9 protein-coding genes are annotated in these 14854 nt (G+C 60.4%); 5 read left to right on the plus strand and 4 right to left on the minus strand.

Annotated elements, in window-relative coordinates; all coding sequences use genetic code 11:
• Positions 1-11: 11 nt before the first annotated feature.
• Together CH92_RS11295 and CH92_RS11300 are read left to right on the plus strand one after the other, a co-directional pair.
• Positions 12-1415, plus strand: a complete 1404-nt coding sequence (locus tag CH92_RS11295) for an efflux transporter outer membrane subunit (RefSeq protein ID WP_025241888.1) — start codon at positions 12-14, stop codon at positions 1413-1415.
• A gap of 206 nt (positions 1416-1621) precedes the next feature.
• Positions 1622-2614: a TRAP transporter substrate-binding protein gene (locus tag CH92_RS11300; RefSeq protein ID WP_025241889.1), complete on the plus strand. Its 993-nt coding sequence runs from the start codon at positions 1622-1624 to the stop codon at positions 2612-2614.
• Between the two features lie 51 nt (positions 2615-2665).
• Here CH92_RS11300 and CH92_RS11305 read toward each other — a convergent pair whose 3' ends face one another.
• From CH92_RS11305 to CH92_RS11325, 4 genes are all read right to left on the minus strand, one after another.
• Positions 2666-4126: an efflux transporter outer membrane subunit gene (locus CH92_RS11305; protein ID WP_025241890.1), complete on the minus strand. Its 1461-nt coding sequence runs from the start codon at positions 4124-4126 to the stop codon at positions 2666-2668.
• Complete coding sequence (locus CH92_RS11310) at positions 4123-7227, minus strand: efflux RND transporter permease subunit (RefSeq protein ID WP_025241891.1); 3105 nt, start codon at positions 7225-7227, stop codon at positions 4123-4125. The genes CH92_RS11305 and CH92_RS11310 overlap by 4 nt, the downstream gene beginning before the upstream one ends.
• 184 nt (positions 7228-7411) lie before the next feature.
• On the minus strand, positions 7412-10492 hold the full coding sequence (locus CH92_RS11320; RefSeq protein WP_025241893.1) for an MdtB/MuxB family multidrug efflux RND transporter permease subunit: 3081 nt from the start codon (positions 10490-10492) through the stop codon (positions 7412-7414).
• The gene (locus tag CH92_RS11325) at positions 10489-11733 is read right to left on the minus strand and encodes an MdtA/MuxA family multidrug efflux RND transporter periplasmic adaptor subunit (protein ID WP_025241894.1); all 1245 of its coding nucleotides are present in this window, start codon (positions 11731-11733) and stop codon (positions 10489-10491) included. The genes CH92_RS11320 and CH92_RS11325 overlap by 4 nt, the downstream gene beginning before the upstream one ends.
• A gap of 282 nt (positions 11734-12015) precedes the next feature.
• On the opposite strand from CH92_RS11325, the gene CH92_RS11330 reads away from it, so the two are divergent.
• From CH92_RS11330 to CH92_RS11340, 3 genes are all read left to right on the plus strand, one after another.
• A complete protein-coding gene (locus tag CH92_RS11330; protein ID WP_025241895.1) occupies positions 12016-13482 on the plus strand; it encodes a lipid II flippase MurJ in 1467 nt (488 codons plus the stop codon).
• 107 nt (positions 13483-13589) lie between these two features.
• Positions 13590-13994 (plus strand): hypothetical protein, encoded by a 405-nt coding sequence (locus CH92_RS11335; RefSeq protein ID WP_025241896.1) that lies wholly within the window; start codon positions 13590-13592, stop codon positions 13992-13994.
• On the plus strand, positions 13988-14680 hold the full coding sequence (locus CH92_RS11340) for an RES family NAD+ phosphorylase (RefSeq protein ID WP_025241897.1): 693 nt from the start codon (positions 13988-13990) through the stop codon (positions 14678-14680). The genes CH92_RS11335 and CH92_RS11340 overlap by 7 nt, the downstream gene beginning before the upstream one ends.
• Positions 14681-14854 lie beyond the last annotated feature (174 nt).

A 14854-nucleotide genomic window follows, 5' to 3' on the forward strand; every position in this document is an offset into this window, starting at 1 on the left:
GAGGTCCATATATGAAGGCTTTAATCACCACCCCGTTACTGCTTGCCGCGATCATCACGTTGAGCGCTTGCGCCGTAGGCCCGGACTACCAAACGCCGGAAACGGCGCCTGCAAGGATCGAGCGGGCCAGCGCCGAGGGCTTCGACCGCTCGCGCTTCGAATCCGCCTGGTGGCGTCAGTTCGACGACACGACACTCGATACGCTGGTCAGCGAGGCGCTGGCGGAAAACCGGGAATTGCGTATTGCTTTCGCCAGGTTGCGTGCGGCGCGGTCGATCCGTGACGACGCGGCCAATGATCGTTTTCCGACCGTAACTGCCGGTGCGACCGCCGAGTACGGCAAGGCTCAGCAGCCCGGCACCAGCGAGGAGCGCAGCAATATCGAGCGTTATGACCTGGGTCTGGACATGGCCTGGGAGCTTGATCTGTTCGGGCGCATCCAACGCCGAATCGAGTCCAGCGAAGCGCAGAGCGAAGCCGCGGAAGCAGAGCTCTACCAACTGCAGGTCAGCCTGATCGCCGAACTGGTGGATGCCTATGGCCAACTGCGTGGCGCACAGCTGCGCGAGCGTATCGCCCGGGAGAACCTCGACAATCAACGCGAGTCGCATCAACTGACCGAACAGCTGCGCGACGCCGGCATGGGCAGTGAGCTGGATGTATTGCGTGCAGATGCTCGGCTGGCCGCTACCGAAGCCAGCCTGCCGCAGCTGCAGGCGACACAGACCCGCGCGCGCAACCGCATCGCTAGCCTCCTCGGCCAGCGTCCGGACCAGCTCAGCGTCGATCTTTCGCCTCGCGAGCTGCCGGCAATAGCCAAAGCATTGCCGATCGGTGATCCCGGTGAACTGTTGCGCCGCCGCCCGGACATTCTTGCCGCCGAACGGCAATTGGCGGCTGCCACCGCCAATGTCGGCGTGGCAACGGCCGACCTGTTCCCGCGGGTGAGCCTCTCGGGCTTCCTCGGGTTCATTGCCGGCCGCGGCTCGCAGATCGGTTCGAGCGCTGCACAGGCTTGGGGCGTGGCGCCGAGCATCAGCTGGGCGGCGTTCGATATGGGCAGCGTTCGAGCTCGACTGCGCGGTGCCGAAGCGGATGCCGAGGGCGCAGTGGCGAACTACGAGCAGCAGGTTTTGCTCGCACTGGAGGAGTCGGAAAACGCGTTCAGTGACTATGCCCGTGCCCAGGAGCGACTGCTGTCGTTGTTACGCCAGTCCAGCGCCAGCCGTGCCGCCGCACAACAGGCTCAGATTCGCTACCGTGAAGGCACCGTGGATTTCCTGGTACTGCTGGATGCCGAGCGTGAGCGCCTCACCGCCGAGGACGCCCAAGCGCTGGCCGAAGTGGATCTATACCGTGGAATCGTCTCGCTTTACAAAGCGCTGGGTGGCGGCTGGCAGCTGGCCAGCAGCTGACCTGAAATGGCTCTGCGCCGTTGCGTCGGCGCAGAGCTGCGGGGCAATCGGCAAACTGTGATCCATGCCCGCTCCCGCTCATCCAAACATGAATTTTGCGAGAAAGCGCTTTAGGTGGTTCGGCTTATTTGGCATAACGTCCCGTTGAAGCTCAATCGCGTCCTCGGACGCAATGCCAACCAACCAAAATAAAGAGCCTTTCAATGATCAAGCCGATCATCACCCTCGCCGGTCTGGTGCTAGCGCTAACCGCGACCGCCGTCGAGGCCGAGCCGATAGTCATCAAGTTTTCCCATGTCGTCGCTGAAGACACCCCCAAGGGCAAAGGCGCGCTGTTGTTCAAGCGACTGGTCGAGGAGCGCCTGCCAGGCCAGGTGACCGTCGAGGTCTATCCCAACTCCACGCTGTATGGCGACGCCAATGAGCTGGAAGCCCTGAGTAACAACGACGTTCAACTGCTGGCCCCCTCGTTGGCCAAGTTCGAGAAGTACACCAAGCAGGTGCAGGTATTCGACCTGCCGTTCCTGTTCGACGACCTGGAAGCCGTCAACCGCTTCCAGAAACGCGCCAAGGGCCGTCAGCTACTGCGGTCGATGGAGAAGGAGAACATCACCGGCCTGGCGTATTGGCACAACGGCATGAAGCAGCTGTCGGCGACCAAGGCACTGCGTCTGCCGAGCGATGCAAACGGCCTGGCGTTCCGCATCCAGCCTTCGGCGGTGTTGGAGTCACAATTCTCCCAAGTGAGCGCGACCACGAAAAAGCTCCCCTTCGCGGAGGTCTTCGCCTCGCTGCAGAACGGCACGGTCCAGGGCGCGGAAAACCCCTGGTCGAACATCTACAGCAAGAAGATGCATACGGTGCAGCCTTACGTTACTGAGAGTAATCACGGCGTGCTCGACTACATGCTGGTGAGCAATGCGCGTTTCTGGTTCGGCATTCCGCACCTGATCCGTACCGAGCTGGAAGGCATCATCGATGAGGTGACCTATGAGGTGAACCGCGCCGCCGAGGAAGCCAACCAGGCTGACCGCGAGCGCATCCGCAAGGCGGGCACCTCGGAGATCATCGAGCTTACGCCCGAAGAGCGTGAAGCCTGGCGAGAAGCCATGCGGCCGGTATGGAAGGAATTCGAACCGGTAATCGGTGCCGACATCATCAAGGCGGCACAGACGGTGAATCGCAAGCAGCGCCACTGATCGAGCTCAGCAAAAAAACCAGGCCCCTGCCTGGTTTTTTTTGCCTGGGATTTATTGCGGATCCGGCTCGGTATCCAACTGCTGGACGTCCCAACCGCCACCCAGCGCCGCAATCAGCTGCACGCTGGCCGTCAGGCGATCGCCCAGCAACGTCAGGTTGGTGCGCTCGTTGTTCAGCGCGGTCGTCTGCACCGTTGCCACGCTGAGGAAATCGACCGTCCCGGCGCGATACTGGTTTTCGATCAGCCGTAGCGACTCCTGCGCCGCTTCCAGTGCTTCGCGCTGCACAACTGCTTCCTCAGCCAGGACACGCAACTGCACAAGGTTGTCCTCGACCTCGCGGAAACTGTCGAGCACCGTCTGCCGATAGATGGCCACGGTCTGGTCGTAGCTGGCTTCGGCCTGTTCCAGATCGGCCCGGCGGCTACCGAAATCCAGCAGAGTGACCGCCAGTTGCGGGCCCAGCGACCAGAAGCGATTGGGCAAACTGATTAGGTTGCTGAAACTGCTGTTGCGATAACCGCCGCTGGCGCTCAGGGTCAGGTCCGGATACCAGGCCGCTTCGGCCACGCCAATCTGCGCGTTGGCGGCTATCACCTGGCGCTCGGCCGAAGCGATGTCGGGGCGGCGCTCCAGCAGCTGCGATGGCAATGCCAGGGGCACGTCTGGCAATAGCGGGATATCAAGACGCTCGGCGATGTTCAGCTCCGATGGCGGTACACCGATCAGCACTGCAATGGCGTGCTCCAGCTGCGCGCGTTGCCAGCGCAGGTCGATGGCCTGAGCCTGCGTGCTTTTCAGTTGCGTCAGCGCCTGGCTGGCGTCCGATTTTGGCACAATGCCCGCCTGGTACTGGTTTTCTGTCAAGCGCAGCGAGCGGGCGAAGGCTTCTACGGTCTGATCCAGCAACCGCTGCTGCTCATCCATCACACGCAGTTGCAGGTAAGTCTGAACCAGTTCGGATTGCAGACTCAGGCGAACCGCGGCGAGATCCGCTTCACTCGCCTGCATATTGGCCCGATTGGCTTCCAGATTACGACGCAGCCGTCCCCAGATATCCAGCTCCCAAGACGCATCGAGTCCTGCTTCATAGCTCTCGCTCACACCACTTCCACTGGTGACATTTTGCGTGCTGCTGGATGAACTCCCCTGTCCGCCTCGTGTTGCGCCGCCGCTGGCTCCGACCACTGGAAACAGTTGAGAACGCGCACCGCGCACCAGGGCACGGGCCTGACGGTACTGCGCTTCCGCCGCCGCGAGATTCTGGTTGGAAACGTTCAGACGTTCGACCAGGCCGTTCAGCTCGGCATCGCCGTAGAGTGCCCACCAATCACCAAGTTGCAACACGTCAGCGGGTGAGGCGGCCTTCCAGCCTTCGGCCTGTTTGAACTCGGACGCCACGGGCAGATCCGGACGCTTGTAATCGGGACCAAGGGTGCAGGCGCCCAGGGAAAACGCCGTGATCAATACAACCAATGGACGCAAGGGGTACTTCAAACGCAACGAACTCATAGCGGATTTTCCAGTGCGGCGTCGGTACGAATACCGCGCCAGCTGTTGAAACGATGACGCGCACGGTCCAGGTAGAGATAGACCACCGGCGTCGTGTAGAGCGTGAGAATCTGGCTGAGCATCAAGCCGCCGATGATGGTCAGGCCCAGCGGCTGACGCATTTCGGCACCCTCGGCGCCGCCCATCAGCAATGGCAGCGCGCCAAGGATGGCAGCCATGGTCGTCATCAGAATCGGACGGAAGCGCAACAGGCAGGCCCGGCGGATCGATTCAGCCGGAGACATTCCCTCGTTACGCTCGAACTGCAGCGCCAGATCGATCATCAGAATGGCATTCTTTTTTACTACGCCGATCAGCAGGAACAGTCCAAGCAGGGAAATCAAGCTGAACTGCTCACGGGTGAGGATGATCGCCAGCAGTGCACCGACCCCGGCCGACGGCAGCGTCGACAGAATCGTCAATGGGTGGATGTAACTTTCATAGAGAATGCCAAGCACGATATACACCAGCAGGAGCGCACCAAGGATCATCAGCGGCTGCCCTTCCTGAGTGGACTTGAATATATCGCCGGTACCGCCCAGACGCCCTTGGACCTCGCTCGGCATGCCGATGGCGGCGACTGCGCGTTCAATGGCGCGCGTCGCCTGGTCGAGACTGACGTCGGGTGCCAGATCGAAATCGATATTCTCGGAAGCGAACTGCCCGTCATGACTGACGCTATCCTCTTCGAGGCTACGTTCGTATCGCGCGAAAGCCGCCAATGGCACGCGGCGACCGTCACTGGTGATCACCTGGATTTGCTCCAGCACTTCCGGGTGCTGGGCATAGCTCGGGTCGATTTCCATCACAACCTGATACTGGTTAAGCGACTCGTAGATGGTGGATATCTGGCGCTGGCTGAAGGCATTGTTCAGTAAGGTGGTGACCGTGCTCATGTCGATGCCAAGCCGCTTGGCCGCGTCGCGATCGATTTTCAGGCTGATCTGCTGCGCACCCTCGCCTTCGTTGGCATCGATGCTGGTCAGTTCAGGCAAAGCCATCAGCGCTCGGGTCACCTGCGGCAGCCAGGTACGCAGGTCGGCCAGATCACTGGCCAACAGGTTGTAGGCGTACGCCGAACTGCTCTGCCGGCCTCCGCCAAACTGCAGGTCCTGGTCAGCCATGAGGAACATGCGGCCGCCTGGCACTTTCGGCTGGTTCTCGCGAATGCGCTCGATCACTTTCTGAGCGGATATCTTGCGTTCCGCCAGAGGCTTGAGTCGAACGATCATGAAGGCATTGTTGATGCCACCCTGCCCGCCAATGAAGCCCGCCACGCTTTCCACGGCTGGATCGGCCAGCACCGCTTTGCGGAAGACCTCCATCTTTGGCTGCATGACCTGAAACGACAGCCCGTCGTCGCCGCGTATGAAGCCGGTCAGTTGCCCAGTGTCCTGTTGGGGAAGAAAAGTTTTGGGAACCTCGATGTAGAGAAAGACATTGAGCCCAATGGTCGCCAATAGCGTGAACAGCGTAATGCGGTGATGTCGCAGCGCCCAACCCAGAGACCGGTCATAACGATGCAGAATCCATTGATGGGCGTCGTGACTCCAACGATGCAGGCGGCCATCGTGCTCGGGCTGATGAGGCTTCAGCCAACGAGCGCAGAGCATCGGCGTCAGCGTCAACGACACCAATAGCGACACGAGAATTGCAGCCGCCAGGGTGATGGAAAACTCGCGGAACAGCCGCTCGATGATGCCACCCATGAATAGAATCGAGACGAACACCACGACCAGCGACAGGTTCATCGAGAGCAGGGTGAACCCCACCTCACGGGTACCTATATAGGCAGCACGCATCGGCGGAACACCTTCATCGATGTGCCGAGCGATGTTTTCCAGTACCACGATGGCATCGTCCACCACCAGGCCAGCGGCCAGGATCAACGCCATCAGCGATAGCACGTTGAGGGAAAAGCCAAACAGGTACATCACCGCAAACGTGCCGACCAGCGATACCGGAACCGCCAACGCCGGTATCAGCGCAGTGCGCAGCCGGCCGAGAAAGAGAAACACCAGGACGATGACCAGACCCACCGCGATCAACAGGGTGCGCTCGGCCTCATGAAGCGTTGCGCGAATGACCGGGGACCGATCCATCGCCACTGCCATGTTGACGCTGCCCGGGACGATGGCCTGCAAGGCAGGCAGCTCGTTGCGAATACCTTCGATGGTTTCGATGATATTGGCGCCCGCCTGGCGGTTGATGACCAGCAGTACGGCACGTTCGTTGTTGAAGAAACCGTCGTTGTAGCGGTCCTCTACACCGTCCCGAACATGGGCGACATCGCTCAGGCGCAGTGCCGCACCGTCCTGATAGCGAATGACCAGAGGCAAGTAGTCGGCCGCTTCGTGCAGCTGATCGTTGGCCTGCACCTGCCAATGCCGATCATCATCTTCGACCATGCCTTTGGGGCGACGCACATTGGCCGAGGCGATGGTCTGGCGAACCTCGTCGAGCGACACGCCGTATTGCTCCAGCTGCTGTGGCTGCAACTCGACGCGCACCGCGGGCAGCGAACTGCCACCCACCTGTACCTCACCCACGCCGGGGACCTGCGACAGCTTCTGCGCCAGGATCGTTGAACCAATGTCGTAGAGTTGGCCCTTGTCCAGCACGTCCGAAGTCAGCGACAACACCATGATCGGTGCTTGCGCCGGGTTGACCTTGCGGTAGCTGGGCATGCTGCGCATCCCACTTGGCAACAGGTTGCGCGAGGCATTGATCGCCGCCTGAACATCTCTCGCGGCACCATTGATGTCGCGCTCAAGATCGAACTGGATGATGATCCGCGTCGAGCCCTGACTGCTCCGACTGCTCATCTGGCTAACACCCGCAATGCTGCCCAGCGAGCGTTCCAGAGGCGTAGCCACGCTCGATGCCATGATTTCCGGGCTCGCGCCTGGCAGGCTGGCCTGCACTGTAATGACCGGAAAATCCATGTTCGGCAAGGGCGACACCGGCAGCAGTCCGAAGCTGACCCCGCCCAATAGCAGGATCGCCAGGCTCAGCAGCATGGTTGCAACCGGGCGTGCAATGAAAGGCGCGGAAAGGTTCATAGCCGAAAGCCGGTAGCGCGCTTGAAGCCGGAAGCCGCAAACCGGAAGCGAAAGGGGCAATTCGCTGCAATGCCTGCGTTCGGCAGAGCAGCATGGTTCCCCGATTCAGCCGATATGCGGTTCTCTTCAGCATGCGCCGAGTGCTCTGCTTCGAGCTTCGAGCTTCGAGCTTCCAACTCAGTTCTCATACCTGAGCCTCCTGCCGAATAGCATCCTTACGGGCAAACCGCTGACCGAGCCGGTCAAAAAACAGATAGATCACTGGCGTGGTGAACAGGGTCAGCAACTGGCTGACCAGCAGCCCGCCAACCAGCACCAGCCCCAGCGGCTGGCGCAGTTCTGCACCTGAACCTGAGGCCAGCATCAGCGGTACTGCACCGAACAGCGCAGCCAGGGTCGTCATCAGGATCGGACGGAAGCGCAGCAACGCCGCTCGGTAAATGGCATCGCGCGGACTCATGCCTTGCTGGCGTTCAGCCTCTAGAGCGAAGTCGATCATCATGATCGCGTTCTTTTTGACGATACCGATCAGCAAAATGATGCCGATGATGGCGATCAATCCCAGGTCATTACCGGTCAGCAGCAGCGCGAGCAAGGCGCCGACCGCCGCCGACGGCAACGTCGAGAGAATGGTGATCGGATGAATATAGCTTTCGTAAAGCACGCCGAGCACGATGTACATCGTCACGACTGCCGCCAGGATCAGCAACAAGGTGCTCGACAGCGATGCGCGGAACGCCTCGGCGGCGCCCTGGAACCGGCTCTGGATACCGGCCGGCATTCCAATCGCTGTCTGGACGCCTTCGATGACATCCACCGCTTCGCCGAGCGACACCCCTTCGGCCAGGTTGAATGACAGCGTCACCGCCGGAAACTGACCAATGTGGTTGATCAACAGCGGTGCATTTCGCTGTTCAAGCGTCGCCAGACTCGACAACCGCACCGGTGTGCCACCCTCACTCTGCACGAACAGCTGCTCCAGCGCCTGTGCGCCGAGGCGGTTCCCCGCTTCGGCTTCCAGCACGACGCGGTATTGGCTGGCTTGGGTGAAAATGGTCGAGATTTGCCGTTGGCCGAATGCGTCGTATAGCGCATCGGTGATCGCCGAGATCTGAATGCCCAACCGTGCCGCCGCGTCACGGTCGATATCCAGATAGATCTGAAGTCCATTACTTTGCAGATCGCTGGCGATGTCGGTCAGTTCCGGACGCTCGCGCAATGCCGCAACCAGGCGTGGAGTCCACTCTTGCAACAGTTCGCCATCCGGTGACTCGAGGCTGAATTGGAATTGCGTCCGACTGACCCGGTCCTCAATGGAGAGGTCCTGAACCGGCTGCATGTACAACTCGATCCCGGGCAGTTTCGCCAATTCCGGACGTAATCGATCGATGACCTGACTCGCCGTGACGTCCCGCTCAGCATGAGGCTTCAGGTTGATCAGCACGCGCCCGCTGTTGAGCGTCACGTTGTCGCCATCGACGCCGATATAGGATGACAGGCTGGCAACTGCCGGATCAGCGAGTATCACCCGGGACAGCGATTGCTGCCGCTCACTCATCGCCTGGAACGAAATGGATTGAGGCGCCTCGCTGATGCCTTGGATTACGCCGGTATCCTGCACCGGGAAGAAGCCTTTCGGCACGGCCAGGTACAGCACGACCGTCAATCCCAGAGTCACGACGGCCACCAGCAAGGTCAGCGCCTGGTGCCCCAGCACCCAGGTCAGCCAGCGGGCGTAGCCACCGATGAGCCGCTCAACCCAGTCCGGCTCGGATTTTTCCGCTGCGGCAGGCTTGAGCAACTTGGCGCACATCATCGGAGTAAGGGTCAGGGATACCACCAGCGAGATCAGGATGGCGACCGCCAAGGTGATCGCAAATTCGCGGAACAGTCGCCCTACTACGTCCTGCATGAACAGCAGTGGAATCAGCACGGCGATCAGCGACAGCGTCAGCGAGATCAAAGTGAAACCGATTTGTCTGGCACCTTTGAGCGCTGCCTGGAGCGGCGTCTCACCCTCCTCCACATGGCGGGCAATGTTCTCAAGCATGACGATGGCATCGTCGACCACGAAGCCAGTCGCAATAGTCAGCGCCATCAATGTCAGGTTGTTCAGGGAAAACCCGGCCAGATGCATTACCGCAAAGGTGCCGATAAGCGACAGTGGCACGGCGATGGAGGGAATGATCGTTGCTGACAATCGCTTGAGGAAAACGAAGGTGACCATCACCACGAGAAATGTCGCCAGCAGCAGCTCATGCTGCACATCGGTGATGGCGGCCCGAATGGTCTGCGTGCGGTCGGTGAGCACCACCACATCGAGGCCGGCGGGCATGCTGGCGGTGACTTCGGGCAGCAGCGCCTTGATGCGCTCCACCACCTCGATCACGTTGGCGCCGGGCTGGCGCTGGATATTCAGCAGCACGGCCTGGCTGTGATTGGCCCAGGCGGCGAGGCGTTCGTTCTCGGCACCATCGATGATGTCGGCGACATCCTTCAAGCGCAACGTTGCCCCTTCCTCATAGGCCAAAATGAGATTCGCGTATTCCTCGGGTGTTTTCAGCTGATCGTTGGCATCGAGCATCGATACGCGTGTCGGGCCGTCGAAATTGCCTTTGGGCTGGTTGACGTTGGAGCTGGTCACCAACGTACGTACGTCTGCGAGTGACAACCCGTAGGACGCCAGTGCCTCCGGGTTCACGCGGATGCGTACCGCAGGCCGCTGACCCCCGGCGATGCTGACCATGCCCACGCCACTGATCTGCGCCAGTTTCTGCGCCATGCGCGTATCGACCAGGTCATGAAGCTCCGGCAGCGCGAGACTTTCAGAGGTTATAGCGAGGGTCATCACCGGTGTGTCCGCCGGGTTGACCTTGTTGTACACAGGCGGCGCAGGGAGGTCGTTCGGTAGCAGATTGCTTCCGGCATTGATGGCCGCCTGGACTTCCTGCTCGGCCACATCCAATTCGACTTCAAGCGAGAAACGCAGGGTGATCACCGAAGCGCCACCCGAGCTGGTCGAGGACATCTGGGTCAGCCCCGGCATCTGCCCGAACTGCCGCTCAAGCGGAGCGGTTACCGCGCTCGTCATGACTTCCGGGCTGGCGCCGGGGTACAGCGTCATGACCCGAATGGTCGGGTAATCCACCTGAGGCAACGCGGAAACCGGCAACATGCGGTAGGCAATCAGGCCGGCCAGCAAGATCGCAATCATCGTCAGGGTGGTCGCCACCGGCCGAAGAATGAACAACCGCGACATGTTCATCGCGCTGGGCGTCCCTTGGCGCTGGGGGTATCGACCTTCGGATTCTCGGCGGCCTCTTCGGCGAGTTTCTGGCGATCCACCACCTCGACTTCGCTGCCATCACGCAAACGATCGGTGCCCTCCATGACGATTCGCTCGCCAACACTCAGCCCCTTGGTGATGACCGTCTTCTCGCCATTGCTCGGTCCCACTTCAAGGACACGCAACTCCACCTTCGAATCCTCGCCCACGATATATGCGTAATTGCCGCGCGAGCCGAACTGCAACGCCGCTGAAGGAATCAGGATGGCGTCTTCAAGAGTTTCCACACGTAGACGGATATTGACGAACTGGTTGGGTATCAGCAGCTCCGCTTCGTTATCGAAGCGTGCCTTCATTTTCAGCGTGCCGGTTGTCGCGTCGATCAGGTTGTCGAGGCTTTCGAGTACGCCTTCGCCGAAGAGCACCCGCTCGCCACGATCCCAAGCCTGCACCGACAGTTCGTCGCCGCGACGAAAACGTGAGATGACCGGCGGCAGGTCGCTTTCAGGCAGGGTGAAACTGATCGCCATGGGCTGGGTCTGGGTGATGACCACCAGCGGTGTCGTGTCGTTCGCCGCGACCAGGTTGCCTTGATCCAGCTGACGAAGGCCGACACGCCCATCGATTGGCGCGCGAATCTGAGTGAATTTCAGGTTCAGCTTGGCCTCGTTGACCGCTGCCTGGTTCGCGGCCAGCGTTCCCTGGTATTGGTTGACCAGCGCCTGCTGGGTGTCCAGGGTCTGCTTGGCGATACTGTCGTCGGCGAACAAGCCCTGATATCGCTTGAGATCCACCTGTGCATTCTGGAGCAGCGCGCGGTTCTGCTGGAGCGTCCCTTCAGCCTGCTGTAGCGCGACCTCGTATGGGCGAGGATCGATCACGGCCAACAGATCACCCGCCTGGACCCGCTGACCTTCTTCGAAGCGCACCTCGACCAACTCTCCGGCCACACGGCTGCGGACGTTTACCGTATTGAGCGGCGTTACGGTGCCCAGCGCTTTGGTATAGACCTCGAAGACGCCTTGCTCAACCGTGGCCACCCGCACCGGCGTCGGACCACCGAACGCGCCGAACGCCGGGCGACCGCCCCGCTGCTGTTGCGGTTTTTCGGCTGCAGTGGGCCACAGCCACCACAGCAGCAGCGCGATCGCTACGATCACTCCACCAATGATCAGCCAGCGCCGCACGGAGCCGGCAGAAGAAGTGTTTGCATCGGACATGAACTGGGTTCGCCTGAAAATGAGCGTGAACCATAAGCAGTCGCGCTCCGCTCGCAAAGGGGATTTACGGCATTTTTACGTATCCGGGCTTGTCTCGACCAAAACAGATCGCAAAACCTGGCATCACGGCCCAGGAACCATGCTTGAGCCTTCCAGTCTATGTATCGTTCGTCGGTCACCTGGCGAAGCTGCTATCAGGAACTGCCACTGGCAATCCATCCTTCCGCTCGACATGCCGCTATTCACCAGGCCACCCGATCATGGCCTGCACAGGATCAAGGAATGAACGCATCACTGGTTATCCTGGCGCTGACTGTCGCCAGCTTTCTCCTCGGTTTTCTACGCGACCTGTTCATTGCCAAGGCCTTCGGCCTGAGCTGGGAAGCGGACCTTATTTTCGTCGCATTGATCCTGCCGATGTTCTTCGAGAACTTCCTCGGCCTCGCCCTGCGCGATGCGATGATTCCGTACCTGCAAAAGTTGCGCAGCCAGTCCGAAGCCCTGTTCGAGACCGTCAGCCGCTGGCTTTACTGGCGGGTGATGCTCATGGGTGCGGCGGTCAGCGCCGTGGCCGTTGTTGGCAGCTACTGGATTCTCAACCTGCTTGCGCCCGGCTGGACCGACGCTCAGGTCGCGTCCGGCCAGATCGTGTTCTGCGTCGGCGCCGCGCTCATCGCGGTTCAGGCGGTCCTGTATTGCCAGGGCGCACTGCTCAACATGGATGAGGTATTCATCCTGCCGATGACGCGCACCGTGCTGCTCAACGCCGGCGCGATCGTCGGGATTCTGTTGTTCCAGCCCACCGGCATGGTGATCTTTATCGGCATGCTGCTGCCCCAACTGATGCTGATTGTGGTGCAGCACCGGCGCATCGCCTATCTGCGCGGGGACAAGAGCGTCGAGACGAAGGGGCACGCGGGCGGCTTCGGCCTCGCGTTCGCGCCGGTTCTGCTGGCCGCCGGGGCGCAACAGGGTTGCATTCTTGCCGAGCGCATGTTCGCTTCCTTTCTGGATGAGGGCAGCATCACCATGCTGTCCTTTGCGTTCCGCATCGTCACCATTCCGCTCACGCTCTACGCGCTGTCGGTGTTGTCGGTGCTCTTCCCACGCTTCGTCTCGAGCTGGAACGACGACGATCTCAGCGGTCACGCCGCAGTGATCCGCAAGGGCCTGCTGGCCACGCTGCTGTTCCTGGTGCCGGCCGCCGTCGTGCTCTGCTCCTTCCCACAAACCGTAGTAGCAATCCTGCTTGAACGAGGCCAATTCGGTGCACCGCAAACCGATGCCACGGCTTCGCTGGTGGTCCTGTATGCCCTGGGCCTTCCTGCGATGGGATTGGCTCTGCTCTGGGGACGCGCACTCCTGGCCCAGCATCAGTCACGGTTGTTTCTCGTGATCACGCTGGTCAGCTCTGCGCTGACGATCGGCCTCGACGCGCTGCTTTATGGTCCATACGGTGCCGAAGGCCTGGCGTTTGCCTTCTCCTGCGGCGCTGCGGTGCAGGCATTGTTCATGGGGCTGTACGTCTATCGTGCGTCGCCTACAGGTCTGGCACCGGGTGTTCTGCTGCGCTGGATCGCCACAGCCGCGGCAGTCGCCACTGCCCTGCACTGGCTGCCCACACCGCACGGCCTGATCCAGCTATGCCTATATATCGCGCTGGTACTTTGTGCCTTTGCCGTCGGCGTAGTGCTGCTGGGTGAGCGGGACCTGTTCAAGCCGGCCTATTGGTCGATGAAGAAGGCCTAACGGCTCGATCCGCGAACCCGGAGCGCGTTTCTCGCTGACATCTGTTTGTCTGTGGACACGATAAGTGCTACTTTTGTGTCTACAGAGTCAAAACAGGCGCATCAGCTATGCCAGCAATTCTCCAAGCACAGGCATTCTCGAAGGATCAATGCGCAACGGGCCTGAGGGCAGCGGTAACTATCCTCGATAAGTGGCAGGCAACTACTGAACAGGCTTGCAACATCCTGCGAATATCGCGCAGCACGCATGCGCGCGCCAAGTTGGGTGACGCGAACTGGTCTGTAAGTCTTGACCCGGACCAGATGCAACGCATCAGTTTCGTTTTAAATATTCATGCGGCTCTAAGGCTGCTGTTCGACAACCCGGACAACGTGTACGGCTTCCCTGCGATGCCCAACCACAACGAATTCTTCAATGGCCGATCTCCGCTCGAGGTCATGTCCCAGGGCGACATGATTTCCCTGTACGAATCATTTCGGCGCATCGATAGCTTACGGGGCGCCCAGTGGTAGAGCTTGGCGAGCTGCCAGAACGGGCCGACGCTCAATTACAGGCTTATCGCCTGGTGAACTCGAAGTTTCCGCCTATTGCCTTGTTCGATGATGTTGCTGACGCGTCCGAGTTCGACACGCTGTATCAGCTGCAGGCGCTGACGAATCCAAGGCTGCGCAACGAGACCGGACGGCTCGAGCTGATACCGCGCGATCAAATCCCCTTCGGCATCCCAGGTTGCTCATACGCCACCAGTCCGTTTACCCACGTGAATCCAGCGGGGTCGCGATTCAGCGACGGCACCTATGGTGTGCTTTACCTCGCCAGTACGATGGACACGGCGCTTGCCGAAGTCCGTCACCACCAGGACCAGTATTGGTCGCACGTGGAAGAACTGAACTACGATCGGTTCGTTTTTCGCGGTTTGTCGTGCCGATTCAACGAAACCGGGATGCTCGACGCAACGTCGATCCCGATGAGCGACCCTATCTACGATCCCGATGACTATTCCCATGGCCGTCGCCTCGGACGCATGGTGAAGTCGTCCGGTAAGCCCGGCCTGCGGTACCGCTCGGTACGCAAAGCGGACCAGTGTTGCTGGGCACTCATGACACCAGGCGTGGTGCTGTCCATGGTCCAGACCGCTCATTACGAAATGATCTGGAACGGCCGAATTTCCAGCATCAGCAAAATCAGCGCGATCTGAGCACTGCCCTCTGCGCAGCATTCAGTAAATTCGCACATTCATCCTGCCTTCCTGCCGTATTGCCCCGACCGAAGCCGCAACTGATCGGGGTCATGCACATCGCCTAAACCGTTCTGGCGCGCCCCTTTGTCGTCGGAATCAGACTCAAAGGTAAATCTGACAATCCATAGGCAA

It is taken from the genome of Stutzerimonas stutzeri (assembly GCF_000590475.1).
In the GTDB taxonomy this organism is placed as follows: domain Bacteria; phylum Pseudomonadota; class Gammaproteobacteria; order Pseudomonadales; family Pseudomonadaceae; genus Stutzerimonas; species Stutzerimonas stutzeri_D.